The sequence below is a fragment of the Nocardia sp. NPDC059177 genome, assembly GCF_042755165.1.
Lineage (GTDB): Bacteria > Actinomycetota > Actinomycetes > Mycobacteriales > Mycobacteriaceae > Nocardia.
Window position 1 is genome coordinate 224,194 of the sequence record NZ_JBHZBX010000006.1, and the last position, 25,520, is coordinate 249,713.

The window sequence follows — 25,520 nt, forward strand, 5'->3', positions numbered from 1 at the left end:
AGGCTAGACACTCCACTGCCGGTGATCAACGAAAACAGTGATGAAACTCACCCGATCACCGCGAGTTCCGTCGCGACACAGCGTTTCACGCCCCGACACACCGTGCTAAGCGAGATCGATGAGCTCCGCGTACTCCTTGGACCAATGATCTTCGGTGCCGTCGGGCAGCAGAATCACGCGCTCGGGGTTGAGCGCCTCGGCCGCGCCCGGGTCGTGCGTCACCAGCACGACGGCGCCCGCGTAGGTGCGCAGCGCCTCGAGCACCTGCTCGCGCGAGATCGGGTCGAGGTTGTTGGTCGGCTCGTCGAGCAGCAGCACATTGGCCGCCGAGGAGACCAGCCCGGCCAGCGCCAGGCGGGTCTTCTCACCGCCGGACAGCGTGCCCGCGGGCTGTTCGAGCTGCGGGCCGGTGAACATGAACGCGCCGAGCAGACTGCGCAGTTCCTGCTCACCCGCGTCCGGGGAGGCGTGCCGGATGTTCTCCCACACCGTGGCGGTGTCGTCGAGGGTGTCGTGCTCCTGGGCGAAGTAGCCGACCTTGAGGCCGCGACCCTGCTCGATACCGCCGGAGGTCGGCGTCTCGACACCGGCCAGCAGTTTGAGCATGGTGGTCTTGCCCGCGCCGTTGAGGCCGAGCACCACCACACGACTGCCCTTGTCGACGGCGAAATTGACGCCGGTGAAGATCTCCAGAGATCCATAGAGCTTGGTCAGGTTGCTGACCATGAGCGGGGTCTTGCTGCACGGAGCCGGCTCGGGGAAGCGGATGCGGGCGACCTTGTCGGCCACGCGCACGTCGTCGAGTTCGGCCATCAGACGCTCGGCGCGACGCACCATCTGATGTGCCGCAGCGGCTTTGGTGGCCTTGGCGCCGAGCTTGGCGGCCTGCTGACGCAGCGCGCTCGCCTTCTTCTCGGCATTGGCGCGCTCGCGCACCCGGCGCTGCTCGTCGGTGGCGCGGGCGTCGAGGTACTTCTTCCAGCCCATGTTGTAGACATCGGGTTCACCGCGCACCGCGTCGAGGAACCACACCTTGTTGACCACGGCCTCGAGCAGTTCGACATCGTGGCTGATCACGATCAGGCCGCCGTCGTGGTTCTGCAGGAAGCCGCGCAGCCAGGTGATGGAGTCGGCGTCGAGGTGGTTGGTCGGCTCGTCGAGCAGCAGGACGCGGTCGGAGCGCCCGCCGCTGCCGTCGGAGGCGGAGAACAGGATGCGCGCGAGCTCGATGCGGCGGCGCTGACCACCGGAGAGGGTGCGCAGCTGCTGGCCGAGCACGCGGTCGGGCAGGCCGAGGCTGTTGCAGATCCGCGCGGCCTCGCTTTCGGCGACGTACCCGCCCAGCGCGGAGAACTGGTCCTCGAGGCGGCCGTACTTGCGGATCGCCTTCTCGCGTTCCTTGTCGTCGGCCACCTCGGCCATCAGCGCCTGCTGCTTCTCCATGTCCCGGATCAGCGTGTCCAGGCCGCGCGCGGAGAGCACCCGGTCGCGGGCGATCACATCGAGATCGCCTTCCTTCGGGTCCTGCGGGAGATAGCCGATCTCGGTGGAGCGGGTGATCTTGCCCGCGTAGGGCTCGCCCTCACCGGCCAGGATGCGCAGCGTAGTGGTCTTGCCCGCACCGTTGCGGCCGACCAATCCGATCCGGTCGCCGGACTGCACCCGCAACGCCGGCCCGGGGGCCGAGAGCAGGGTGCGGACTCCGGCCCGGACCTCCAGGTCGGTCGCCGTGATCACAGAGCTTCTCCTCGTGTCGGAAAACGGTGGTGGCCGCGCCGACCCCATCGTGCACCGTGGTCCGCGGCAAGAACCACTCATTTTACCGCCGGGTCGCGACAGGACCGAACCCGGCGCCGCGCGGTGTGAGCGTGGTTACTCTCGTCGCATGACTACCGATCTCCTGGGACGTACCGCCCTCGTCACCGGCGCCAGCCGCGGCATCGGCCTGGCCACCGCCGCCGAACTGCTGCGCCGTGGCGCGAATGTGCTGATCACCGCCCGTAAGCCGGAACCGCTCGAGGACGCGGCCGTCGAGCTGCGCGCGCTCGGGCACAAGGGCCAGGTGAGCACGCTGGCCGGTAACGCGGGTGACGCGGACGCGCGCGCCGAGGCCGTCGCCCGCGCCGTCGCCGAGTTCGGCTCGCTGGACATCCTCGTCAACAACACCGGCATCAACCCGGTCTACGGCTCGCTCATGGACGCCGATCTCGGCGCGGTCAGCAAGATCTTCGACGTCAACGTGGTGGCGGCGCTGGGGTACGTGCAGCAGGCCTATCGCGCGTGGATGGCCGAGCACGGCGGCGCGGTGGTGAATGTGGCCAGCGTGGCCGGCATCCGCTCCTCGGGCGTGATCTCGGCCTACGGCGCGTCCAAGTCGGCGCTGATCCGGCTGACCGAGGAGCTGGCCTGGCAGCTGGGCCCGAACATCCGCGTCAACGCGGTGGCGCCGGGCGTGGTGAAGACCAAGTTCGCCGACGCCCTGTTCTCTGCCGACGAGGAGCGCGCGGCCAACGCGTACCCCCTCAAGCGTCTGGGTGCCCCCGAGGACGTGGCCCGCCTGATCGGCTTCCTGGTCTCCGACGAGGCGGCCTGGATCACCGGCGACTGCGTGCGCGTCGACGGCGGCCTGCTCGCCACCGGCGGCATCTGACCCGGAGACAAGGGACAGCGGTGGGCGGCACCGGTCGCCGCCGCCCACCGTCGGCCGGGCACACACCCGGTGAGTTCAGTCCGTGGTCTCCCGGCTACCCGCGGCCGGGGTGAGCTCGGCGTCGGTGCGGGCGTTCTCCTCGGCACGGGCGGCTTCGGCCCGGGCCTCCTCGGCGCGCGCCAGCGGGTCCACCACCACGATCTCCTCGGCGCCGGGCCTGCCGGTCACCCCGAGCGGATCGCGCACCGGCACGTCCTGGCGCGGCGTGCGCCCGCCCTCGTCGAGGCCGAAGCGATCGTGCAGGCGGCGCAGGAATTCCGGGGCGTACCAGTTGGCGTCGCCGAGCAGTTTCATCGCGGCGGGCAGCAGGAAGCCACGTACCAGGGTGGCGTCGACGATCACCGCGAGCGGCAGGCCGATGCCGAAGGCCTTCATGAAGGTGATGTCGGAGGCCAGGAAGCCGAGGAACACCAGCGAGATGAGGACGGCCGCGGCGGTGACGATGCGGCCGATCCGTTCCAGGCCGAGCGCGACGGCGGTCTCGTTCTTGCCGGTGCGGTCGTACTCCTCGCGGATGCGGGAGAGCAGGAACACCTGGTAGTCCATCGCCAGGCCGAAGGCGGCGGCGAACAGCATCACCGGGACCGTGGCGGACAGATCACCGGTGACGGTGAAGCCGAGCAACCCGGACAGGTGCCCGTCCTGGAAGATCCAGACCAGCGCGCCGAAGGTCGCGGTGAGACTGAGCGCGCTGAGGATCACCGCCAGCACCGGCAGCACCACGCTGCCGGTCAGCAGGAACAGCACGATCAGCATGAGCAGCACGACGAAGCCCAGCGCCCACGGCAGCGCGTCCTCGATGGCGCCGAGGGAGTCGACATTGGCCGCGGCCACGCCGCCGACCAGCAGGTCGCTCGGCACGTCCACCGCGCGCACCTGCTCGACCAGCTCGCCGAGCGCGTGGGTGTCGGTGGTGGCGGGCACGATCGACAGGTAGGCGGCGCGTTCGGCGCGGAAGCGCGCGTTGGCCGCGGTCGGTTCGGCCAGCAGGCCGCCCTGGGCGTAGCTGCCGGTGGCGGTGTCGACCCGGCGCACGGTGTCGAGATCGGAGATCTCGCGCGCGATGGCGTCCAGACCGGCGGCGCTGTAGGCGCTGTCGGGCAGCACGGCGACGAGGGTGTTCTGGTCGCTCTCGCCGAAATCGCGCTGGATGATCTCGGTGACCTGCCGGGAGTTCATCGACTCGGGCAGGATCCGCTCGTCCGGGAAGCCCAGTTTCACCCCGAGGAACGGCGCGCCGAGCAGCAGCAGGAACGCGGCCACCGCCAGCCCGATCGGCAGCGGCTTGCGCATCACCGCGGTGGCCAGCTTGTGCCAGGCGCCCTCGCCGGGGGCGGGCCGCGGCGCCCGCAGGAACCACCAGCCGAGCTGGCCCTTGTCGATCCGGGTGCCGAGCAGCAGCAGCGCCGCGGGCAGCACGGTCAGTGCCACCAGCGCGGCCAGTGCGGCGACCGCGATGCCCGCGTAGCCCATCGACCGGATCGCCAGCAGCGGGAAGAACAGCAGACCGGCCAGCGCGACCGCGACGGTCAGCGCCGAGAACGCGACGGTGCGGCCCGCGGTGCGCATGGTGACCGCCACGGCGCCGACCGGGCCGCGGCCCTCGGCGAGTTCGTCGCGGAACCGGTTGACGATCAGCAGGCTGTAGTCGATCGCGAGCCCGAGCCCGAGCAGCGTGGCCACATTGGTCGCGGTGACCGACAGCGGCATGAACAGGGTCAGCAACCACAGCGCGCCCATCGTCGCCACCACGGTGACGACGGCGACCAGCAGCGGCAGACTCGCGGCGACCAGACCGCCGAACACGAACAGCAGCGCGATCATGGTGAGCGGGAAGGCGATCGCCTCGCCGCGGGCGATGTCGGTCTTGCTCTGCAGCACGGTCTCGTGCATGAGCACCGAGAAGCCGCCCGCCCTGACCTCCAGTGGCCCGTCGAGCCGGCTGAGGTGATCGATGACCGCGGTGACGGTGTCGTCGATCTCGCGTTCGGTGCCGAGCACGCTGGCCACGATCAGGCCCTGCTTGCCGTCGACGCTGCGCAGCGCCGGCTGGTGGGTGGTCCAGTAGGACACCACCTCGGCGACACCGGCGCGTTCCTGCAGATTGGCGACCAGCGCCAGTGCCGCGGTGACGGTTTCGGGATCCTCGACCGAGGACTCGGTCTCCACCAGCAGCACCAGGTTGGGCGAACCCTGCCCGAATTCTTCCCGCAGGACGCTCAGTGCCCGGCTCGACTCACTGCCGGGGTCGGTGTAACCACCGCCGTCCACCCGGTCGAACAGGGTGGCACTGAGTGCGCCGAGCACCAGTGCGAGCACCGCGAATACGCCGAGCACCCAGCGGCTGCGCCGCTCGGTGAATTCGAACACCGGATCGTCTCCTCACTCGTCACACGCTGTCGCGGCACGCACCTCGGATGATCCGATCCTGTTGCCGGGACGGCGTGTTCGCCCGCAGATGGTAGCAACTCCGTGGCGTTCACGCGGCCGGTCAGGACAGCCGCACCGGCACGAGCTGGGCTACCGACCAGTTAGCCCGAGGACCGCGGTGACGACCCGGCGGCGCAGCCGTGGCGGCACCGCCGCGAACAGGGTCCGCATAGCGGTCACCGTGCCGGGCAGATCGTGGCCGGACAGGTAGGCGCGCTGCCGGTCGGCGGGCAGGCCGAAGAACGCGTCTAAGAACACCGCGACATCACGCGGCGGCAGGGCGAGCAGGGCGCGCAACCCGGCTCGCCGCAGCGTATAGACGGCTCTGGCCTGTGCGGTCCACAGAGTCTGCCCCGCCACGACGGTGTCGGCGGCGGCGAGCGCGGCGGCGACGCTGTAGCCGGTGGCGGGGTGGGTCAGCCCACCCGCGGACCCGAAGCGCCCGTGTCCTGGCTTGCCGCCCTGCACCGGGAACCGCACCCGCTCGACGGTCTCGCTGCCGTTGAGCGCGATCCCCCTGGCGCGCAGGCGGTGTTCCAGCCGGGTGCGCAACACCTCGGGGGTCAGTGCGGGGCGACCGGCCAGGCAGGTCTCCTCGAACAGCATCGTGTCCGCGCTCAGCGGGACGGCGTAGAGGAACGACGGCGGCGCGTCCGGGCCCGCGCCGTTGTCGAGACGCCAGTCCATGAACAGTGTGGGCTGGCCGGGGTCGAGGACGGCACGGTCGACGACCACCCCGTAGGCGGTCTGCTCGGCGCGTTCCGGCGCGCGGGCCAGGCCGCGGGCATCGATCACCCGTCCGGTGCAGCGCAGCCCGGACGCGGTACCGACCACTCCGTCGCCCACCGCGACGACCCGGTCGGCGACGATCCTGGCACCGTCCAGGGTCAGCGATCGTTGCAACGCGACGGTGTCGAGCACCTGGTAGGCGCGCGCGATCCGGTGCTCGCGCACCGCCCAGGCCACGGGTTCAGCGACGGTCGCGGCAACCACACCGGGATCGAGCCAGCCGGGCAGTTCGTCGGCCCATGCGGCGTAGGTGGGCGTCCAGATCCGGTCGGGATGCGGGTCGATCACGGTCACCGACTGCCCCGCGGTCAGCGCACGGTGCGCCACCGCCCGGCCCGCGGGTCCGAGCCCGCAGATGATCACGTCGGCGTCCATACCCACGATTCGATCACGTCACGGCCCCGCACCGTTTCGGTGCCGCTCGCTCGCCCCGGCGGGCAGTCTCGGCAATGATGGGGACCATGAGATCGATCTGGAAGGGCTCGATCGCATTCGGGCTGGTCAATGTCCCGGTCAAGGTCTATACCGCGACCGAGGACCACGATATCCGGTTCCATCAGGTCCACGCGAAAGACGGCGGCCGGATCAAATACGACCGTGTCTGCCAGGTGTGCGGCAATTCCGTGCAGTACGCCGATATCGACAAGGCCTATGTCTCCCCCGACGGCGAACAGGTCGTGCTCACCGACGCCGATTTCGCGACCCTGCCCGCGGCGGAGAAACACGAGATCCCGGTCCTGGAGTTCGTGCCCTCCGATCAGATCGATCCCGTCCTGTTCGACAAGAGCTACTATCTCGAGCCCGATTCCACGACGCCCAAGGCCTATCAATTGCTGGCGGCGACCCTCGAACGGATCGACAAGACCGCGCTGGTGCACTTCACCCTGCGGCAGAAGACCCGGCTGGCCGCGCTGCGCGTGCGCGACGGTGTGCTGGTGCTGCAGACCCTGCTGTGGCCCGACGAGGTGCGCGCGGTCGATTTCCCCGCCCTCGACGAGGCCCCCGCGCCGCGCCCACAGGAATTGAAGATGGCCGAGACGCTCGTCGAATCCATGTCCGGTGATTTCGATCCGTCCGAATACACCGACGAATATCAGATCGAACTGCAGAAACTTCTGGACGAGGCCATAGCCAGCGGCTCGGGCAAGGTCGACACCGCCGCGGCCACCGAAACCGCCGAACAACCCGACGCCGAAGTCGTCGACCTGGTCGCTGCCCTGCAACGGAGTCTGGAAGCCAGCGGCCGCCGCGACAGCGAATCAGCCGCGCCGGCGCCGAAGAAAGCCACGAAGAAAGCTACGAAGAAGGCCGCGAAAAAGGCGCCTGCCAAGAAAGCCGCGCCGCGCAAGTCGACGGCGACACGAAAAGGCGCGTAGGTAGGGCACACTGGCGCTCATGGACACCGCGATCGCTGTCGTTGCGATGGGATTGGGACACCTGCGTCAAGTCCTCGATCTCGGTCATCAGGTCTTCGACACCACCACCAAGCCGTACACGTCGTGGTCGCTGACGGCCGTCGCCGAGCACCTCGACAGTCCCGACAATGCCTGCTGGGTCGCCCTGGACTCCGATCGCGTGGTGGGATTCGTGCTCGGGTCGATGGAATTCGAGCACCGCGACGACTGGGGCTATCTCGAGTGGATCGCGGTCGCGCCGGACATGCAGGGTCACGGCATCGCGCGACGGCTGGTCGAGGCGTGCTCGACCGCGCTGTTCACCGCGGGCGCCAAGCACATCGTCACCGATGTGGAGGACCGCAACAGCGCCTCGGCGGCCCTGATGACCAGCAGCGGCTTCGCGCCCGCGGCGACGGTCACGCTGCTGGTGCGCGCGAATCCCGCCCATCCCGTCGAGGACGCCGACCCCACGCTGCCACCGATGCCGGCGACCACCCGCCGGGATCTGGCCCGGCGCGGCAGACTCGCGGTGGAGCACCCGCGGCGCTGAGATGAAACAGGGCACGCACCGATGCGGCGCGTGCCCTGTTTCCGTGTGCTGCGTCAGATGTTCGCCGTGCAGGCGGACAGGATGACGCTCGCCGCGCGCGGCGAGGCCGAACCCGGGTCCGGGAACGGCGGGGCGCTGATACCGAGGACATCCACGGCGGCGCGCTCGGCGGCGGCCAGGGTGTGATCCCAGGCCCAGCCGAAGCGGTAGTCGGCGCCCTGCGCCACCGCGCCACAGGCATTGCGGAACTCGACGACGATCTGGCAGTCCCACACGCCGCATTCGGCCAGGGCGGCGCCGCGGGCGGCTTCCCAGCTGCCGTAGTTGACCGCCGAGGCGACCACGGCTTCCTGCGAGGACAGCGCCAGCGCGCCGTAGAGGTCACCGGCGGCGGCCTGGAAGCCACCGTCGCGCGAGACCGCGGTGTAGCCGGGCGCTTCGGCGATGGCCACGCCGCTCTCGGCCGCGGCCGCCGGACCGGCGGTGACCACCGTGAACGCGGCGACCGCGGACAGCGCTGCCACACCAAGGGCATATTTGCCCACAACAGACATCAGAGGATCTCCCCATCGAAATATCGGCTTCGTAGTCGAAGCCGGACCAATCATGAACCGCCACCGGCCACGTGGGGAAATAGCTTTCCCGAATCGCCGCGGCGACTGTACTTTTCGACGTCCGTTCCTCCCGAACCGTTCGTCCGCCACAGATTAACAACTCGCACCGACAAGTTCCGCCCACCGAATCGTGGTCTCGACACGGCCCTTCCACACGGCTACCCAGTAACTAGCCCGCCAGCGCGTCCCTGGCGCGCATCAACGCGAACCCCAGCAGGTTGAGTCCCTTCCACTGGGCCGGATCCGTTGCCCGTGGATCATCGACCGCCAGCCCGATCCCCCAGATCCGGTCCACCGGACTGGCTTCGACGAGTACCCGCTTCCCGGTCCCGACCAGATACCGCCGCAGCGCCTCGTCGCTCCCGAATTTGGCGATACTCCCGGCGACGACGATCTCGAACCGGGCGCCCTGCCACACCGCGTCGTCGAAGGCGCGGATCTGCCGTCCGAGCTTCTTCGCCTGGCTCGGATGCGGCACCGCGAGAATTCGGCCGGCGGTCACCGCATCGTCGAACAGCACGGCCTTGCGCCACATCATGTAATGCTCGGCGGTCGCGAATTCGATCCCGTCGACCGTGAAAGCCGCAGGCCACCACTGACTCAGGCAACTCGCCCCGAGCGCACCGCCGGGCCGCGGGGTGTGCCCCCAGAAGGGCAGATACTTCGGCGCCGCACCGTCCTCGATCGCCCGGCACAGCTGTTCGACGAATTCGATCGTCACAACCCCTCCCACGTTTTGGTCTGCTAGACTATACATCAGCCAGGGCGCCTGACGCATCCGGAAATACCCACCAGCGCACTGATGTTCGGTGGTGCCGGCAGGCGGGTGGTCGCTGCCCGATCGGCGGTGGGAGCGCCGAGAGCATAGGGTGGCGGAATGGGGAACACCGAGTTCGGGCCGGGCGATGTCGTGTATTTTCCGGCAGGGCCGTTCAGTGGGGTCTGTGCGGTGGTGCGGGCGGTCGACACCCGCAACAGCACCTTGCGCATCGACTTCCGGGAAGGCGTGACCCATCGCGAGGGTGGGGTGCTGCAGGAGCGGCGGCATCAGTTCACCGTGGATTTCGGCGAGGTCGAATTGCTCTAGCCGGTCAGGATCGGGGCGGCCTGATCCCAGAAGGCGTGCAGGTCCTGCTGCCAGTAACCCCAGGAGTGGGTGCCCGCGGGGCGCAGGTCGAAGGTCGCGGGGATGGACAGGGCGGCCAGGCGGTCGCGCAGGAGACGGGTGCACTGGCCGGTGATGCCGTCGAGGACGCCGCCGATCAGGAGCTGATCGGCCAGCTTCATCGGGTCGCCGCCGATGCCGGGGCCCAGGGGGCCGGGTAGTCCGTTGCCGGTGCTCACGTATACCCGCACCCCGCGCAATCGGTCGGCGTGCAGGTACGGATCGTTGGCCGCCCAGCCGGGATCACCGGGCGCGCCCCAGAGGTTGACCGGATTCCCTTGCCGCGCGGTGACTATCGCCGACACCATCGCCTGGCCCGCCGGATCACTGGTCCGCACGCAGCCGCTGAACGACCCGACCAGCCCGAATCGCCGCGGCGCCTCCTGCGCCATCCGGAACACCGCCGAACTCGCCATCGACACGCCGGCGACGGCATCGCGGCCGGTGCCGTGGAAGGCCGTGTCGATGATCGGCGGCAGTTCCACGGTCAGGAAGGTGAGCCAGCGCTGCTTGCCCAGCACCGGGTCCTCGGCCTGCCAGTCGGCGTAGAAGGTGCCGCCCCCGCCGATCGGCATCACCACGGTCGCCTGTGCGCCGTCGAGGAATTCGAGCACGTCGGTGCGGGTGAACCAGTTGCCGCCGGTCCGCCAGTCCGCGGTGCCGGCCCCGCCGTCGACCCCGTTGAGCAGGTAGAGCGCACCCGCCGGCGCGCCGGGATCGGCGGCGGGCAGCACGGCCACGGTGATCGGGCGGCCCATCGCCGTCGAGTACACGGTCAGGTCGATCACCCGGCCCGGACCGGTGGCCGTGGCACCGATCGCGTGTGATCCGTCCGGTGCCGCCACCGCCGCCGCCAGCGCCCGCGCGGCCACCGTGTCCGGCGCCTGCGCCCCCGCGACGGCGGGCAACCCGGCGACGGCGAGGAGCACAGCGAACAGCGCCCGCCGCACCATCGAACCCAGCATCCTCGCCCTCCCGCACGTCCCGACGGCGCCGAACCTACGCAGACCGCGCGCCGCCGAGACCCGGTGCCGGGCAGATCTGGGCATTCGACCGCGCGGACACCGCGCCGCTGGGATCGGCCACAACAGTGGCGGACGGCCCGGCGTGAAAACTGCGCGCGATCATCGCCGAACGCAACTGCCACAGTCCCGAGGCGTGTGTCGGGTCGAGTCCGGTCAGCTGCGAGACCCGGCGCAGCCGGTAGTCGACGGTATTGGTGTGGATGTGCAGCAGCCGGGCGGTGCGCTGCCGGTTCATGTTGTTGGCGATGTGCACCCGCAGCGTCTCGTAGAGCTCTGGATGATTCGCCAGCGGCGCCAGCAGTTCACCGAGCCGCGCGCGGCCCGGCCCCGGCCGGGTGAGCTGGTATTCCAGTGCCAGGTCACCGAAGCGGTACAGCGCCGGCGCGCAGTCGAGCCGCTCCACCATGTCGAGCACCTCGTGCGCGCGTTGCGCGGCGGCGGGGATCTCCTCGGTACTCGCGGCGGGTACCAGCGCCGCCATCACGTCCACTCGCGCCGCCCGCGACAGCACCTCCACCAGCGCGTCGAGTTGCGCCTCGGGCACCATATCGGCCGGGATCAGCACGGTCCCACCGTCCACCGACAGCAGCGACAGCGCCCGGTCACCGCAGCGATGGGCCAGCGCGGCCTGCACCCGGCGCAGCTTGCGCCGGGCCACCACGGCGCCGTTGAGCCGCGGGTCGTGCTCGTCGGGATGCTGCCGGATCGCCAGGGCCAGTACCGAATACGCCTCGGCGACGGGGATACCGCATTCGCGCGCCATCGTCATGGTCGGCTGACCGGCCAGCAGCGCGGAGGTGAGCGTGTGCACGGCGGTGTGGTGCTCGCCGGCGATATCGCGATGCTCGCGAATGTAGGCGCGGGTCACGGTGGTACACAACTGGTCGGAAATCGCTGTCACCCGGCGGAATCCGTCGATCAGACTGGTCCGGTCGGCCTCGCCGATCTGCTCGAACACCGCGTCGAAGGCGAGCTGGAAACCCTCGTGGAAGGCGTGCAGGATGGTGTCGATCGGCACGCCCTCGCGCGCCCACCCGGCCGCGGCGGTCGCGAGCCGGCCCAGCTTGTCGTCCTCGGTGTTGCCGTCGAGCATGCCGCTGACCAGTTCGAGGCACATCCGGGTGATCGTGGTGACCTCGCCGGAGATGGCGTCGCCGGGCAGCGTCCGGCAGGTCGCCACGGTGTCGACGAAGTGGCCGACGAGCCGGGGCGTCAGCGTGCGGACATCACGCAGCGGCTGCCACAACGTGGCTCCGTCCAGTGGGATCGTCATCGTCGACTTCTCCTTCCACACCGAACCGGTGCCACCGGTGGTGGTTCTCTGCCGTAGCGGGTGCCGATGTGATGGCATACACTCCGGTTCCTTCGTGATCATGACTCTAGGGTGAGTAACTGCTCACCTTCTACTCCTCTTTGTACAAAGGTCTAAAAATGCCACCGCAAGCCGACAAGCAGCGCAAACGCCCGAAACAGGATCGGGCCAAGGAGACGCGAGTTCACATTCTCGACACATCCGCTCAGCTTTTCGGGACTCGCGGTATCGGTAACACCTCGACCAACAAGATCGCCGCCGAGGCCGGGATCAGCATCGGCACGCTGTACCGGTATTTCTCTGATCGGGACGAGATCGTCAAGGAGCTCACCGACAGCATGTTCCTGCAGGTCGAGGAGCGCTACAGCCGCCTGCTGCTGAGTTCGGCGGACAAGACGCCGCGCGATGCCGTCGCCGAGGTGATCCGGATCGCGGTCGAAATCCTGGTCGCCAACGGGCCGTTGGTGCGCGCGCTCGTCGCCGACCTGCAGTTCTACGGCAGCGGTATCCCCGAATTCGAACCGCGGCTGCGCATGATCATCAAGCTGTATCTGATCCAGCTGATCGGGCCGACCCGCGACGTCGACATCGACACCATGGCCTTCATCCTGCTCAACGCCGGATTCGCCACCGCGCTGCGTTCGGTCGGCATGGAGGACGAGGGGCTCGACCGCGAGGTCGTCATCGATTCCACCGCCGACATGATCGGTGCCTGGATCACCTCGGTGGCCGCGGCCGATGCCGCCGCGGAATAGCCGACAGGCCCGGATCCTGGCCGGATCCGGGCCTGTCGCTCAGGTGCTGGTCAGGCCGCGTTCGAGGTGCAGATCGCGTCGACGACGTGCGCACCGCTGAGGTTCGCCGAGCCGGTGTTGGCCAGCATGGCGGTCGGGGTCCACTCCGCCAGGGTCGCGTAGGCCTCGCGCTCGGCGTCGGCCCTGGTCGGACCCGAGGCCCAGGCCAGCGCGTCGTTGCTCTCGACCAGAACGCCGCAGCCGTTGGCCCAGGTCAGCACCGCGCGGCAGTCGGCCACGTGACAGTCGGCGATCGCGATGCTCTCGGCCTCCTCCACACTGCCCACGTTGACGCTGATGCCGTAGAACGGCTCGTTGTCGCTCACCGCGATCGATGCCCACTGGTCACCGGCCGCGTTCGCCGAACCGGCACCGAACACGGTGCTCGTCACGACGCCGAGCAGCAGGGCGGCCAGCCCGGCCTTTCCCTTGTAACTCATCCGAAAGCTCTCCTCTGACATCGGCTCCGGAGAATCGGAGCCATGAAGATCTTGACGGATCGGACGAATCCGGCCAAACCGACAGCGCGAGGCCCGGATCCACCGGGATCCGGGCCTCGTGTCGTCGGTATCGGCTAGACCGTGAAGCCGAGGGCGCGCAGTTGTTCGCGGCCGTCGTCGGTGATCTTGTCCGGGCCCCACGGGGGCATCCAGACCCAGTTGATCTTCAGGTCTTCGACCAGGCCACTGCGCACCAGCGCGTTGCGGGACTGGTCCTCGATGACGTCGGTCAGCGGACAGGCCGCCGAGGTGAGCGTCATGTCGAGGGTGCAGATGTTCTCGTCGTCGACGGACATGCCGTAGACCAGGCCGAGATCGACGACATTGATGCCGAGCTCGGGGTCGACCACGTCGCGCATGGCCTCCTCGAGATTCTCGAGGTGCTCGACCTGCTCGGGTGTCAGCTCCACCTCGGGAGCGGCGGTTTCGGTGGCTTCGGTGGCTTCCAGGGCCGGTGTCTCACTCATCACGCTTCCCCATTTCCCATGGCAGGCTTGGCATCGTCGGCCGAGGCGATCTGCACGACGGCGTCCTTGAACGCCATCCACCCCAGCAGTGCGCACTTCACGCGCGCCGGGTATTTGGCGACGCCCGCGAGTGCGATGCCGTCGCCGATCATGTCCTCGTCGCCCTCGATCGTGCCGCGGCTGGAGATCATCTCGCTGTAGGAGTCGACCACCTTCAGTGCCTGCTGCACCGGCAGCCCGATCACCTGATCGGTGAGGATCGAGGTGGCGGCCTGGCTGATCGAGCAGCCCTGGCCGTCGTAGGAGACGTCGGCGATCTCGCCGGCGCCGTCGATGTTCACCCGCAGGGTCACCTCGTCACCGCAGGTCGGGTTCACGTGGTGCACTTCGGCACCGAACGGTTCCCGCAGCCCGCGGTGATGCGGGTGTTTGTAGTGGTCCAGGATCACTTCCTGGTACATCTGCTCCATGCGCATGGTCTATGCAACTCCACGGTGTCTAATCATCGGCCCTCGCTGCGCTCACGCCGAAGAAGCTCTGAGCCTTCCGCACGGCTTTGACCAGCGCGTCGACCTCGTCGAGGGTGTTGTACGCGGCGAACGACGCCCGCGCGGTGGCCGCGACGCCGAACTTGCGGTGCAGCGGCCAGGCGCAGTGGTGCCCGACCCGGATGGCGACACCCTGGTCGTCGAGGATCTGGCCCACGTCGTGGGCGTGGATGCCGTCGACCACGAATGCCACCGCGCCACCGCGGTCCACGTTCTCGGTCGGCCCGATGATCCGCACGCCGTCGATCCCGCGCAGGCCGTCGAGCGCGGCGCCGGTGAGCGCGTGCTCGTGGGCGCCGATGGCGTCCATGCCGAGGTCTTCGAGGTAGCGGACCGCGGCGGCCAGCCCGACGACCTGCGAGGTCATCGGCGTGCCCGCCTCGAAGCGCTGCGGCGGCGGCGCGTAGGTGGTCTGCTCCATGGTGACGGTCTCGATCATCGACCCGCCGGTGATGTAGGGCGGGGTCTCCTCGAGCAGCGCGCGACGGCCGTACAATCCGCCGACACCCATCGGGCCGAACATCTTGTGACCGGAGAACGCGGCGAAGTCCACGCCGAGTTCACGGAAGTTCACCGCCATGTGCGGCACCGACTGGCAGGCGTCGAGCACGACGAGCGCACCGACTTCCTTGGCCCGGCGGACCAGTTCGGCCACCGGGGCGACCGCGCCCGTCACGTTCGACTGGTGGGTGAACGCGACGACCTTGGTCGCCGGCGACAGCTCGAGCGAATCCAGATCGATCCGGCCGTCGTCGGTCATGCCGTACCAGGTGAGGGTCGCGCCGGTCCGACGCGAGAGTTCCTGCCACGGAACAAGATTCGCGTGGTGCTCGAGCTCGGTGATGACGATCTCGTCACCCGGGCCGACCTTGTAAGGGAATCGCTCGTCACTGAAGGCGTTGGCCACCAGGTTCAGCGACTCGGTCGCGTTCTTGGTGAACACGATCTCCCCGGCCTCGGCACCGACGAAGCGCGCGATGGCGACCCGCGCCTCCTCGTAGGAGTCGGTCGCCTCCTCCGCCAGCTGGTGCGCACCGCGGTGCACCGCCGAGTTGCGGGTGAGCAGGAAGTCGCGCTCGGCGTCGAGCACCTGCAGCGGACGCTGCGCGGTCGCACCGGAATCCAGGTACACCAACGGTTTCCCGTCCCGGACCGTGCGGTTCAGGATCGGGAAGTCGGCCCGGATCCGGGCGACGTCGAGGGCGGGACCCGAGATGGACACGGCGGTCATGGCTGTCAGGCTCCAGCGGTCGCGGAGGTGAAGCGCACGTAGCCGTTCGCGTCGAGTTCCTCGGCCAGCTCGGAGCCGCCCTCGGCGACGATCTTGCCGTTGACGAACACGTGCACGAAGTCGGGCTGGATGTAGCGCAGGATGCGGGTGTAGTGCGTGATCAGGAGCACGCCACCGTTCTCGCGTTCCTTGTAGCGGTTGACGCCTTCGGAGACGATGCGCAGCGCGTCGACGTCGAGGCCCGAGTCGGTCTCGTCGAGGATCGCGATCTTCGGCTTGAGCAGGCCCAGCTGCAGGACCTCGTGGCGCTTCTTCTCGCCGCCGGAGAAGCCCTCGTTCACGCTGCGGTCGGCGAAGGCCGCGTCGATGTCGAGTTCGGCCATCGACTCCTTCACCTCCTTGACCCAGGTGCGCAGCTTGGGCGCCTCGCCGCGCACGGCGGTGGCGGCGGTCCGCAGGAAGTTCGACATCGAGACGCCGGGGACCTCGACCGGGTACTGCATGGCCAGGAACAGGCCGGCGCGAGCGCGCTCGTCGACCGACATCTCCAGCACGTCCTCACCGTCGAGGGTGATGGTGCCCTGGGTGACGGTGTACTTCGGGTGGCCGGCGATCACGTAGGACAGCGTCGACTTGCCCGAGCCGTTGGGGCCCATGATGGCGTGGGTCTCGCCGGAGCGCACGGTCAGGTTCACACCGTTGAGGATCTTCTTGGCCTCACCCTCGGGGGTGGTGATCTCGGCGTGCAGGTCCTTGATTTCCAAGGTGGTCATCGAATTCGAGTTCCTTCGTGGGGAGTAAGTGGTGTCAGATGCCGACAGTGGCGAGCTCGGCCTCGATGGCCGCCTCCAGCCGCTCCCGGACCTCGGGGACCGCGATCTTCTGGATGATCTCGTGGAAGAAGCCGCGCACCACCAGGCGGCGGGCGACGTCTTCCGGAATGCCGCGAGCACGCAGGTAGAACAGCTGCTCGTCGTCGAAACGGCCGGTGGCGCTGGCGTGTCCGGCGCCGGCGATCTCGCCGGTCTCGATCTCCAGGTTCGGCACCGAGTCGGCGCGCGCGCCGTCGGTGAGCACCAGGTTGCGGTTGGCCTCGTAGGTGTCGGTGCCCTCGGCGGCCGCGCGGATCAGCACGTCGCCGACCCACACGGTGCGGGCATCGCCCTTGGGCGAGGCCGGGTCACCCTGCAGCGCGCCCTTGTACAGCACGTTGGACTTGCAGTTGGGCTCGGAGTGGTCGACCAGCAGGCGCTGCTCGAAGTGCTGGCCCGCGTCGGCGAAGTACAGGCCGAACAGCTCTGCCTCGCCGCCGGGACCGGCGTAGCGCACGGTGCCGGTGAGGCGGACCAGGTCGCCGCCGAGGGTGGCGGCGAAGTGGCGCAGGCTCGCGTCGCGGCCCAGCATCAGGTGATGCGCGGTGGTGTGCACCGCGTCGTCGGCCCATTCCTGGACGGCGACGACGGTCAGCTTGGCGCTGTCACCCAGCACGAATTCGACGTTCTCGGCGTAGGTTCCGCTGCCGCGCTGGTCCAGGACCACGGTGGCGACGGCGAAGTTGCCGAGGCGGATCTGCAGGTGACCGTAGGCGGTCTTGCCCTCGCCCGGACCGGTGACGGTCACGGTGACCGGCTCGGCCACTTCGGTTTCCGCGCCGATCGACACGATGGTCGCCGACTCGAAGCCCGAGTAGGCCTGGGCGGCGACACGATCGGCGGGGGTACCGGCCTGGCCGAGGCGCGCGTCGGCGCGGTCCACGGTTTCGACGGTGACGCCCTCGACCGGGGTCACCTCGACCGTGGCCTGACCGTCACGCACGGCGGAGCCGTCGTGCAGGCCGCGCAGCCGGCGCAGCGGGGTGAACCGCCACGCCTCGTCACGGCCCGACGGGACCTCGAACTGGTCGACATCGAACGAGGTGAAGACCTCGCCCTTGTTGACGGCGGCGCCCGCGCCCGGGTTCTGGGTCGGCGTCTCGAGCGACGACATCAGCCAACGGCCCCTTCCATCTGCAGCTCGATGAGCCGGTTCAGTTCCAACGCGTATTCCATCGGCAGTTCCTTGGCGATGGGCTCGACGAAGCCGCGCACCACCATCGCCATCGCCTCGTCCTCGGTCAGGCCGCGGCTCATCAGGTAGAACAGCTGATCCTCGGAGACCTTGGAGACGGTCGCCTCGTGGCCCATCGTCACGTCGTCCTCGCGGATGTCGACGTAGGGGTAGGTGTCGGAGCGGCTGATCGTGTCGACCAGCAGCGCGTCACACTTCACGGTCGACTTCGAGCCGTGGGCACCCTTGTTGATCTGGACCAGGCCGCGGTAGGACGCGCGACCACCGCCGCGGGCCACCGACTTCGACACGATGGTCGAGGAGGTGTGCGGGGCCAGGTGCAGCATCTTGGCACCGGTGTCCTGATGCTGGCCGACGCCGGCGAACGCGACCGAGAGCACCTCGCCGTGGGCGTGCTCACCGGTCATCCAGACCGCCGGGTACTTCATGGTGACCTTGGAGCCGATGTTGCCGTCGACCCACTCCATGGTGGCGCCCGCCTCGGCCTTGGCCCGCTTGGTGACCAGGTTGTAGACGTTGTTGGACCAGTTCTGGATGGTCGTGTAGCGGCAGCGGCCGCCCTTCTTCACGATGATCTCGACGACCGCGGAGTGCAGCGAGTCGGACTTGTAGATCGGGGCGGTGCAACCCTCGACGTAGTGGACGTAGGCGTCCTCGTCGACGATGATCAGCGTCCGCTCGAACTGGCCCATGTTCTCGGTGTTGATCCGGAAGTAGGCCTGCAGCGGAATGTCGACGTGCACGCCCGGCGGCACGTAGATGAACGAGCCACCCGACCAGACGGCGGTGTTGAGCGCGGAGAACTTGTTGTCACCGGCGGGGATCACCGAGCCGAAGTACTGCTGGAAGATCTCCGGGTGCTCCTTCAACGCCGTGTCGGTGTCGAGGAAGATGACGCCCTGGGCCTCCAGGTCCTCGCGGATGGAGTGGTAGACGACCTCGGACTCGTACTGCGCGGCGACACCGGAGACCAGGCGCTGCTTCTCCGCCTCGGGGATGCCCAGCTTGTCGTAGGTGTTCTTGATGTCCTCGGGCAGGTCTTCCCAGCTCTCGGCCTGCTTCTCCGAGGAGCGCACGAAGTACTTGATGTTGTCGAAGTCGATGCCGTCGAGGTTGGAACCCCAGTTCGGCATGGGCTTGCGATCGAAGATGCGCAGGGCCTTGAGGCGGATGTCGAGCATCCACTCCGGCTCGCTCTTCTTGGCCGAGATGTCGCGCACGACAGCTTCCGACAGGCCACGTTGCGCGCTGGCACCGGCCTCGTCCGAGTCGGCCCAGCCGTAACCGTACGTGCCCAGCGAGGCGATGGTTTCGTCCTGGGTGAGCGGTTGCACCTGATCGGCGGCAGTCGTCATTCGGCACTCCTTCCGGAGTCGTTCGTTCGTCCCGCTGCGGGCTGTGCAACGGATGGGGTGGAAGCTGTTTTCTGCACCGCGACCAACGGCACATGGGTGGTGCACGCGCAATCGCCGTTGGCGATCGTCGCAAGTCGCTGTACGTGGGTGCCGAGCAGGTCCCGGAACGCGTCCAGTTCGGCGTCGCACAGCTGCGGGAATTCCTCGGCCACGTGGGCCACCGGGCAGTGATGCTGGCAGATCTGCACCCCGGCGCCGACCTGGCGGGTGGTGGCGGCGAAGCCGGCCTCGGCGAAGGCTTCGGCGATCTCGGACACCTTGGCCTCGATCTGGGGCGCGGTATGTTCGGCGACCGGTTCGATGCCGTCGACGATCACTCTGACCCGCTTGCGCGCGAACGCGGCGATCGCCGCGTCACCGCCGATCTCGCCGAGCTGACGGATCGCCGCCCCGGCCAGATCGTCGTAGGCGTGGCCGAGGTTGCCGCGCCCGGCGGCGGTCAGCTGGTATTGCTTGGCCGGTCGCCCGCGCCCCTTCTGCTGCCAGGGCGCCGACCGGCCCGCGCGGGCCTGACCAGCGTCGATGAGCGCGTCGAGGTGCCTGCGCACGCCGGCGGGCGCGAGCCCGAGCGCGGTACCGATCGCCGTCGCGGTGATCGGCCCCTCTTCGAGCAGCAACTGGACGATGGCCGCCCTGGTCTGCCCTTCGTGCCCGGTTGCCGCGGGTAGCGCCGACGACCGAGCGCCGGTCGTCTTACGACCGGTCCCGTCCTCGCCTGCCCGCAAACCCACGGTTTTCACAACACCAGTGTGGCGGAATTACTTCCCTAAATCTAATAAGGGTCCCCTGACAAAGCCCGCCCTGACCTGCAGCGAAGACCCCCACCCCACCCACACCCCCAGCAAAACCCCAGGTGCACGCCCTCCACCCCCACCCGTCCCCCACCCCGAGGTGACCCATCGCACAACCCCACCACCCCACCAGCCCCACCCCTCCCGCCCGATCGAACCGTCACACCGCACCAGGACGTGACACGATGTCCTCGCATCCGATCGGCTCTCAGGGGGAACCACCGTGCGACGACTGTTGCTCGCTGCCGCGCTACTGGTCACCGTCGTCGCCTGTGGTCCCCAGGATCAGCCACCGGCGCCGTACTGGACCGTCGAGGCGACGACCGACGACCAGGTGTTCGAGATGTTGCGGCAGGCCAGGGGCATCGAGGCGTGTGCCCTGATCCCCCGGACCGAACTCGCCGAACTCGGCACACCAGGCCCCGATCAGCTACGCCGGACCGAGGGCTGCGGGATGACGCTGACCACCCCCGGCGGACCGAGCAGCTTCGACCTGATGGTCGTCGCGGGCATCTTCGACGGCGCGTGGAGCATCGACCCAGACACGAGCAAGTCCAGGACGGTCGGTGGCGCCACAGTCGTGACCATCGAAGACCGCGACAGCAGGACCGACCGCTCGATTCCGGAGGGCGAGCGGTGGTGCCGGGTGGATGTGAAGTATCCGGCGTCGGTCGGCTTCCGCGTGAGCCTGCATATGCCCGCCAGCAGCGATCCTTGTCCGGCCGCTGAGCGGCTCGCCGAGGCCGCGATGGCGAAATGGACCGAACAGCCTCAGCACGGCACCACCCCTGGCCTGCCGCGCAGCATCCTCACCGGCGTCGATCCGTGCGCGGTCCCGGTCGCTCTCGGCGCGAGCATCGCCGCGAACGAACAGCAATTGGGCGCCTGCTCGTTCCGGCTCGACGGCGTCCACACCGGGATCCTGTTCGACTACTACCCCGAGGCGAGTTTCGCCGTGGGCCGCCGTGACGACCGCGGACGCTACATCCTCCCCGACGGCTACGCCCTCATGAAAGGCCAGCTCGGCCCGAGCTTCACCGTCGACGAGGACAACCGTCCCCTGGTCCCCGCCGTCTCTGTCGGCGGCGACACTCCCACCTCCCACCGCGTCATGAACGCCGTCCTCGACCACTTCCTGGGCAGCTGATCACCACGCTCGGGTGGCGGGCCTTCTCGGGGGATGCCGCCACCAGGGCGGGGTGATCGACTGTCCGGACGGGTGGGTGGGGGTCTGGCACGATGGGAGGGTGTCGAACCCGCCTGTAACGACGTGTGTGCGTCATCCTGATCGGCCCACCGGGCTTGCATGTACGCGGTGTGGGCGGCCTGCCTGTCCGGAGTGCCTGCGGCCGGCGGCCGTGGGGCAGCACTGTGTGGATTGTGTGCGGCAGGGGCAGCGGGATGTGCGGCCGGTGCGGTCCGTGGGTGGGGCGCGGGCGGGGGGCGCTGTTCCCTACGTGACGTATGGGCTGATCGCGGTCAATGTGCTGGTCTATGTGATCACCGCGGCGCAGGCCGGTAGCCCGATGGACAACTATCGCGGGTCGGCGCTGTTCCGGGAGTGGGTGCTGGTGCCGCGGCTGGTGGCCGACGGGGAGTGGATCCGGCTGCTCGGGTCGGGGTTCCTGCATTACGGCGCGATCCACCTGCTGGTCAACATGTTCGCCCTCTATGTCGTCGGCCGCGATCTCGAGCAGGTGCTCGGCCGGGTGCGGTTCGCGTGCGTGTATGTGGTGTCGCTGCTGGGTGGGGCGGCCGCGGTGATGGCGCTGGCCGACTCGATCAGTGCCACCGCGGGCGCTTCGGGTGCGGTGTACGGCCTGTTCGGCGCGGTCACCGTGACGCTGATCCGGTTGCGGCAGAGCCCGACTCCGATGCTGGTGGTGATCGGCATCAATGTGGTGATCAGCTTGTCGCTGCCCGGGATCTCGCTGTGGGGCCACCTCGGTGGGCTCGCGGCAGGCACCCTGAGCACCCTGGGCATCCTGTTCGTCCCCGGCTGGTTGTCGGCCAAGACACCGGAGGCGGCGCAGCGCATCGGCTGGGCCGCGCTGACCGGTGTCGCGGTGGTCTGCCTGGCGGTCGTCATCGCGGCCGCCGCCGTGCAACGCGGCGAACCGCCGGTGGTCCTCGTCGGCGCCCCACCGACCATCGGCCAGCTCTGACGCCCGTCCGGCCGGGACGCTACGTCACCGGTTTCCGCGCTGGTCGGCGCGGCGGAGTCCACCGGCGCGGAAACAATCGCGTCCCGGCCCACTAGGCTCCGTATTCGTGGCGGTACTGGAGGGCGCGGCGCGCAAGACACTGGCGTTCGGGAGGCGGGCTCTCGGGCTCGACGTGCCGACGCCCGATCACACCGTCGCGGTCCTGCATCGCGACGAGCGCGAAGTGCCGGGGCTCGACAAGAGCGAGCGCGCGCAGCTGGACCGGATCCGCCTGATGGGCGCGACCGGCACCGTCCTGATGGCCATCGCCGCGCTGGGAATCGGCGCGCAGCCGGTTCACCAGAATCCGGTCTCCGGCGTCCGGGTTCTCGGCATCTTCGCCCGCGCGCACACCGGCTCGCTGGCCATGTGCATGTTCGGCACGGTGCTGGTGATCGGCGCGTGGCTGCTGCTCGGCCGCTTCGCGGTCGGCGGCCTGGCCGGCTCGCCGCTGCACCGGCTCTCGCGCTCGCAGCTGGATCGCACGCTGCTGCTGTGGATCATCCCGCTCAGCGTCGCCCCGCCGATGTTCAGCAACGACGTCTACTCGTATCTGGCGCAGAGTGAGATCGCCGCGCGCGGCATCGACCCGTATGTCGAGGGTCCGGTGGCCGGTCTCGGCATCGACAACGTCCTGACCAACAATGTGCCGACCATCTGGCGCGACACCCCGGCGCCGTACGGACCGCTGTTCCTCTGGATCGGCCGTGGCATCGCGGAACTGACCGGCGACAACATCATCGCCGGGGTCTGGGTGCACCGGCTGCTGGCGCTGGCCGGCGTGGCGCTGATCGTGTGGGCGCTGCCCCGGCTCTCGGTGCGCTGCGGCGTCGCGCCGGTCAGCGCGCTGTGGCTGGGCGCGGCGAATCCGCTGGTGCTGTTCCACCTGGTCGGCGGTGTGCACAACGACGCGCTGATGCTCGGGCTGATGCTGGCCGGGATGGAGCTGATGCTGCGCGCGATCTACGGCGACGGCGGCAAACCCGACCGGCTCACCGCCACACACCTCCCACCGTTCGACGGTCGCGCCTACGCGCTGCTGATCGGCGGCGCGGTGGTGATCACACTGTCCTCGTCGGTGAAGTTCACCTCGATCATCGCCCTCGGATTCGTCGGCATGGCGCTGGCCAAACGCTGGGGCGGCACCCTCGTCGCGGTGGTCAAAGCGGCCGCGCTGATGGGACTCATCGCCGTGGTGACCACGTTGCTGCTGAGCTCGCTCAGCGGGCTCGGCTTCGGCTGGGTGCACACCCTCAGCGTCGCCAACGCGGTGCGCAGCTGGATGTCACTGCCCACCGTCATCGGCATCATCACCGGATTCGGCGGCGTGCTGCTCGGTCTCGGCGACCACACCACGGCGCTGCTGTCGATCACCCGCCCGATCGCCGCGCTGGTCGCCGCCTACATCACGATCCGTATGCTGGTCGCCACCGGCACCGGCCGCCTGCATCCGGTCGGCGCGCTCGGTGTCTCGCTGGGCGCGATCGTGCTGCTGCTCCCGGTGGTCCAGCCGTGGTATCTGCTCTGGGCCATCGTCCCGCTGGCCGCCTGGGCCACCCAACCGGTCTTCCGTATCCCCGCGATCGCTTTCTCCGCGGTGGTCTCGATGCTGGTGATGCCGCGCGGCGCGGAGTTCCAGGTCTTCCAGATCATCGGTGCCGCACTGGCCGCCGCGGTGTGCTTCGCGTTGTTCTTCGCCCTCACCCGGCACACCCTCCCGTGGCGGGCCCAGACGGGGGTGTCGGCTCCGTCACAGCGGGCCACGGAATACGGTGTGACCCCGTGACGACACGCCCCGGACCTGCTGTCCGCGTCGACGGCGTGGTCAAGCGCTACGGCGAGACCACCGCGGTCGACGGCCTCCGCTTCGACGTCGAGCGCGCCCAGGTGTTCGCGCTGCTCGGACCCAACGGCGCGGGCAAGACCACCACCGTCGAGATGTGCGAGGGTTTCGTGCGCCCGGACGCGGGCACCGTCCGCGTGCTCGGCCTCGACCCGATCGCCGATTCCGAACAGCTGCGCCCGCGCATCGGCGTGATGTTGCAGGGCGGTGGCGCCTATCCGGGCGCGCGGGCCGGCGAGATGCTCGACCTGGTCGCCGCCTACTCGGCCGACCCGATCGACCCCGACTGGCTGCTGAGCACCCTGGGCCTGCAGGACAACCGCCGCACCCCGTACCGCCGCCTGTCCGGCGGTCAGCAGCAGCGGCTGGCACTGGCGTGCGCGCTGGTCGGCAGGCCGGAGATCGTCTTCCTGGACGAACCGACCGCGGGCCTGGACGCCCAGGCGCGCCTGATCGTGTGGGAGCTCATCGACGCGCTGCGTCGCGACGGCGTGAGCGTCGTGCTCACCACGCACATGATGGACGAGGCCGAGCAGCTCGCCGACCAGCTGGTGATCATCGATCACGGGCAGGTCGTCGCCGAGGGCACCCCCGCCGAGGTCACCGCGCACGGCGCGGCCGGCCAGCTGCGGTTCTGCGCCCCGCCGAAACTGGACCTCGACCTGCTGAAATCGGCACTGCCGGAAGGATTCTCGCCGCGCGAAACGCTGCCGGGCACCTACCTGGTCGAGGGCGAGATCAACCCCCAGGTGCTGGCGACCGTCACTGCCTGGTGCGCCAGGATGAACGTGCTGGCCACCGATATCCGGATCGACCAGCGCCGCCTCGAGGACGTGTTCCTCGAACTGACCGGACGGGACCTGCGCGGATGACCGAGACCTCGAGCCGCTTCCGGCCCGGCACCTTCCACCCCGATCCGCGTCCCGCCTCGCCCGCCGCCATGCTCACCGCGCAGACCGCGCTCGAGCTGAAACTGCTGCTGCGCAACGGCGAACAACTGCTGCTCACCATGTTCATCCCGATCACCCTGCTGATCGGGCTCACCCTGCTGCCGTTCGGCGAGCTCGGTGAGCACCGGGTCGACAAGGTGGTGCCGATGGTGATGATGACCGCGGTGATGTCGACCGCGTTCACCGGCCAGGCCATCGCCGTCGGCTTCGACCGGCGCTACGGCGCGCTCAAACGGCTCGGCGCGACCGCGCTGCCACGCTGGGGCGTGATCACCGGCAAGTGCGCCGCGGTGCTGATCGTCGTCGTGCTGCAGGCGGTGCTGCTCGGCGCCATCGGCTTCGCCCTGGGCTGGCGGCCGGGGATCGGTGGGCTGGCGCTCGGCGCGCTGGTGATCGCGCTCGGCACCGCGACCTTCGCCGCGATGGGTCTGCTGCTGGGCGGCACGCTCAAGGCCGAGGTGGTGCTGGCGCTGGCCAATATCCTGTGGTTCGTCATGCTCGGCGTGGCCAGCCTGGTGCTCGTCGGCGATTCCCTGCACACCGCCGTCACCGTGCTGGTCCGCCTCGTCCCGTCCGGCGCGCTGGCGTTCGCGCTGGAATCGGCGCTGGCCGGCGGGGTCGACTGGTTCGGGGTCACCGTGCTCGTGGTGTGGGGCCTGGTGTGCGGCTGGCTGGCGACCCGGCTGTTCCGCTTCAGCTGACGTGATCAACGACGCAC

Annotated in this window: 25 protein-coding genes; 10 read left to right on the forward strand and 15 right to left on the reverse strand. The window is 69.2% G+C overall.

Annotation, left to right across the window (positions count from 1 at the left end; genetic code table 11):
- Positions 1-105: 105 nt before the first annotated feature.
- Positions 106-1,737, reverse strand: coding sequence for an ABC-F family ATP-binding cassette domain-containing protein (locus ACFXK0_RS10405; RefSeq protein WP_379409751.1), 1,632 nt, complete (start codon positions 1,735-1,737; stop codon positions 106-108).
- Between the two features lie 148 nt (positions 1,738-1,885).
- On the opposite strand from ACFXK0_RS10405, the gene ACFXK0_RS10410 reads away from it, so the two are divergent.
- Positions 1,886-2,650: an SDR family oxidoreductase gene (locus ACFXK0_RS10410; protein ID WP_379409752.1), complete on the forward strand. Its 765-nt coding sequence runs from the start codon at positions 1,886-1,888 to the stop codon at positions 2,648-2,650.
- Between the two features lie 75 nt (positions 2,651-2,725).
- Here ACFXK0_RS10410 and ACFXK0_RS10415 read toward each other — a convergent pair whose 3' ends face one another.
- Both ACFXK0_RS10415 and ACFXK0_RS10420 read right to left on the reverse strand, forming a co-directional pair.
- Complete coding sequence (locus ACFXK0_RS10415) at positions 2,726-5,080, reverse strand: MMPL family transporter (RefSeq protein ID WP_379409753.1); 2,355 nt, start codon at positions 5,078-5,080, stop codon at positions 2,726-2,728.
- A gap of 150 nt (positions 5,081-5,230) precedes the next feature.
- A complete protein-coding gene (locus ACFXK0_RS10420; RefSeq protein WP_379409754.1) occupies positions 5,231-6,304 on the reverse strand; it encodes a lycopene cyclase family protein in 1,074 nt (357 codons plus the stop codon).
- A gap of 86 nt (positions 6,305-6,390) precedes the next feature.
- On the opposite strand from ACFXK0_RS10420, the gene ACFXK0_RS10425 reads away from it, so the two are divergent.
- Entirely contained in the window at positions 6,391-7,305 is a 915-nt protein-coding gene (locus ACFXK0_RS10425; RefSeq protein WP_379409755.1) for a Ku protein, read from the forward strand.
- A gap of 19 nt (positions 7,306-7,324) precedes the next feature.
- The gene (locus tag ACFXK0_RS10430; RefSeq protein ID WP_379409756.1) at positions 7,325-7,876 is read left to right on the forward strand and encodes a GNAT family N-acetyltransferase; all 552 of its coding nucleotides are present in this window, start codon (positions 7,325-7,327) and stop codon (positions 7,874-7,876) included.
- Positions 7,877-7,929: 53 nt separating this feature from the next.
- On the opposite strand, the gene ACFXK0_RS10435 is transcribed toward ACFXK0_RS10430, so the two are convergent.
- Positions 7,930-8,400: a DUF4189 domain-containing protein gene (locus tag ACFXK0_RS10435; protein WP_379409757.1), complete on the reverse strand. Its 471-nt coding sequence runs from the start codon at positions 8,398-8,400 to the stop codon at positions 7,930-7,932.
- Between the two features lie 259 nt (positions 8,401-8,659).
- On the reverse strand, positions 8,660-9,211 hold the full coding sequence (locus ACFXK0_RS10440) for an NADAR family protein (RefSeq protein ID WP_379409759.1): 552 nt from the start codon (positions 9,209-9,211) through the stop codon (positions 8,660-8,662).
- A 156-nt stretch (positions 9,212-9,367) separates the two neighbouring features.
- On the opposite strand from ACFXK0_RS10440, the gene ACFXK0_RS10445 reads away from it, so the two are divergent.
- Positions 9,368-9,577 carry a hypothetical protein gene (locus ACFXK0_RS10445; RefSeq protein ID WP_379409760.1) on the forward strand — a complete coding sequence of 70 codons (210 nt, stop codon included), beginning with the start codon at positions 9,368-9,370 and terminating at the stop codon, positions 9,575-9,577.
- Here the strand turns inward: ACFXK0_RS10445 and ACFXK0_RS10450 are convergent.
- Positions 9,574-10,620 carry an alpha/beta hydrolase gene (locus ACFXK0_RS10450; RefSeq protein WP_379409762.1) on the reverse strand — a complete coding sequence of 349 codons (1,047 nt, stop codon included), beginning with the start codon at positions 10,618-10,620 and terminating at the stop codon, positions 9,574-9,576. The two genes, ACFXK0_RS10445 and ACFXK0_RS10450, sit on opposite strands and share 4 nt — an antisense overlap.
- Positions 10,621-10,654: 34 nt before the next feature.
- A complete protein-coding gene (locus ACFXK0_RS10455) occupies positions 10,655-11,953 on the reverse strand; it encodes a PucR family transcriptional regulator (RefSeq protein ID WP_379409763.1) in 1,299 nt (432 codons plus the stop codon).
- A 158-nt stretch (positions 11,954-12,111) separates the two neighbouring features.
- On the opposite strand from ACFXK0_RS10455, the gene ACFXK0_RS10460 reads away from it, so the two are divergent.
- The gene (locus ACFXK0_RS10460; RefSeq protein WP_379409765.1) at positions 12,112-12,747 is read left to right on the forward strand and encodes a TetR/AcrR family transcriptional regulator; all 636 of its coding nucleotides are present in this window, start codon (positions 12,112-12,114) and stop codon (positions 12,745-12,747) included.
- 50 nt (positions 12,748-12,797) lie between these two features.
- Here ACFXK0_RS10460 and ACFXK0_RS10465 read toward each other — a convergent pair whose 3' ends face one another.
- The 8 genes from ACFXK0_RS10465 to ACFXK0_RS10500 form a co-directional block, all read right to left on the reverse strand.
- Positions 12,798-13,226, reverse strand: a complete 429-nt coding sequence (locus tag ACFXK0_RS10465; protein ID WP_379409766.1) for a DUF4189 domain-containing protein — start codon at positions 13,224-13,226, stop codon at positions 12,798-12,800.
- A 134-nt stretch (positions 13,227-13,360) separates the two neighbouring features.
- On the reverse strand, positions 13,361-13,753 hold the full coding sequence (locus ACFXK0_RS10470; protein ID WP_379409767.1) for a metal-sulfur cluster assembly factor: 393 nt from the start codon (positions 13,751-13,753) through the stop codon (positions 13,361-13,363).
- The gene (gene sufU, locus ACFXK0_RS10475; RefSeq protein WP_379409768.1) at positions 13,753-14,229 is read right to left on the reverse strand and encodes a Fe-S cluster assembly sulfur transfer protein SufU; all 477 of its coding nucleotides are present in this window, start codon (positions 14,227-14,229) and stop codon (positions 13,753-13,755) included. The genes ACFXK0_RS10470 and sufU overlap by 1 nt, the downstream gene beginning before the upstream one ends.
- 22 nt (positions 14,230-14,251) lie before the next feature.
- Entirely contained in the window at positions 14,252-15,532 is a 1,281-nt protein-coding gene (locus ACFXK0_RS10480; protein WP_379409769.1) for a cysteine desulfurase, read from the reverse strand.
- A 5-nt stretch (positions 15,533-15,537) separates the two neighbouring features.
- The gene (gene sufC / locus ACFXK0_RS10485; protein WP_379409771.1) at positions 15,538-16,305 is read right to left on the reverse strand and encodes a Fe-S cluster assembly ATPase SufC; all 768 of its coding nucleotides are present in this window, start codon (positions 16,303-16,305) and stop codon (positions 15,538-15,540) included.
- 34 nt (positions 16,306-16,339) lie between these two features.
- Entirely contained in the window at positions 16,340-17,518 is a 1,179-nt protein-coding gene (gene sufD / locus ACFXK0_RS10490) for a Fe-S cluster assembly protein SufD (RefSeq protein ID WP_379409772.1), read from the reverse strand.
- A complete protein-coding gene (sufB, locus tag ACFXK0_RS10495; protein WP_379409773.1) occupies positions 17,518-18,954 on the reverse strand; it encodes a Fe-S cluster assembly protein SufB in 1,437 nt (478 codons plus the stop codon). Before sufB ends, sufD begins: the two co-directional genes overlap by 1 nt.
- Positions 18,951-19,745 (reverse strand): helix-turn-helix transcriptional regulator, encoded by a 795-nt coding sequence (locus tag ACFXK0_RS10500; RefSeq protein ID WP_379409827.1) that lies wholly within the window; start codon positions 19,743-19,745, stop codon positions 18,951-18,953. Before ACFXK0_RS10500 ends, sufB begins: the two co-directional genes overlap by 4 nt.
- A gap of 283 nt (positions 19,746-20,028) precedes the next feature.
- Here ACFXK0_RS10500 and ACFXK0_RS10505 point away from each other — a divergent pair, with 283 nt between their 5' ends.
- The 5 genes from ACFXK0_RS10505 to ACFXK0_RS10525 all read left to right on the forward strand — a co-directional run bounded on the left by ACFXK0_RS10505 (position 20,029) and on the right by ACFXK0_RS10525 (position 25,503).
- Complete coding sequence (locus tag ACFXK0_RS10505; RefSeq protein WP_379409774.1) at positions 20,029-20,952, forward strand: hypothetical protein; 924 nt, start codon at positions 20,029-20,031, stop codon at positions 20,950-20,952.
- Positions 20,953-21,007: 55 nt separating this feature from the next.
- Positions 21,008-21,970, forward strand: coding sequence for a rhomboid family intramembrane serine protease (locus ACFXK0_RS10510; protein WP_379409828.1), 963 nt, complete (start codon positions 21,008-21,010; stop codon positions 21,968-21,970).
- A gap of 106 nt (positions 21,971-22,076) precedes the next feature.
- Complete coding sequence (mptB, locus tag ACFXK0_RS10515) at positions 22,077-23,795, forward strand: polyprenol phosphomannose-dependent alpha 1,6 mannosyltransferase MptB (protein WP_379409775.1); 1,719 nt, start codon at positions 22,077-22,079, stop codon at positions 23,793-23,795.
- Positions 23,792-24,724, forward strand: a complete 933-nt coding sequence (locus ACFXK0_RS10520) for an ABC transporter ATP-binding protein (RefSeq protein WP_379409777.1) — start codon at positions 23,792-23,794, stop codon at positions 24,722-24,724. The genes mptB and ACFXK0_RS10520 overlap by 4 nt, the downstream gene beginning before the upstream one ends.
- Positions 24,721-25,503 (forward strand): ABC transporter permease, encoded by a 783-nt coding sequence (locus ACFXK0_RS10525; protein WP_379409778.1) that lies wholly within the window; start codon positions 24,721-24,723, stop codon positions 25,501-25,503. Before ACFXK0_RS10520 ends, ACFXK0_RS10525 begins: the two co-directional genes overlap by 4 nt.
- Positions 25,504-25,520 lie beyond the last annotated feature (17 nt).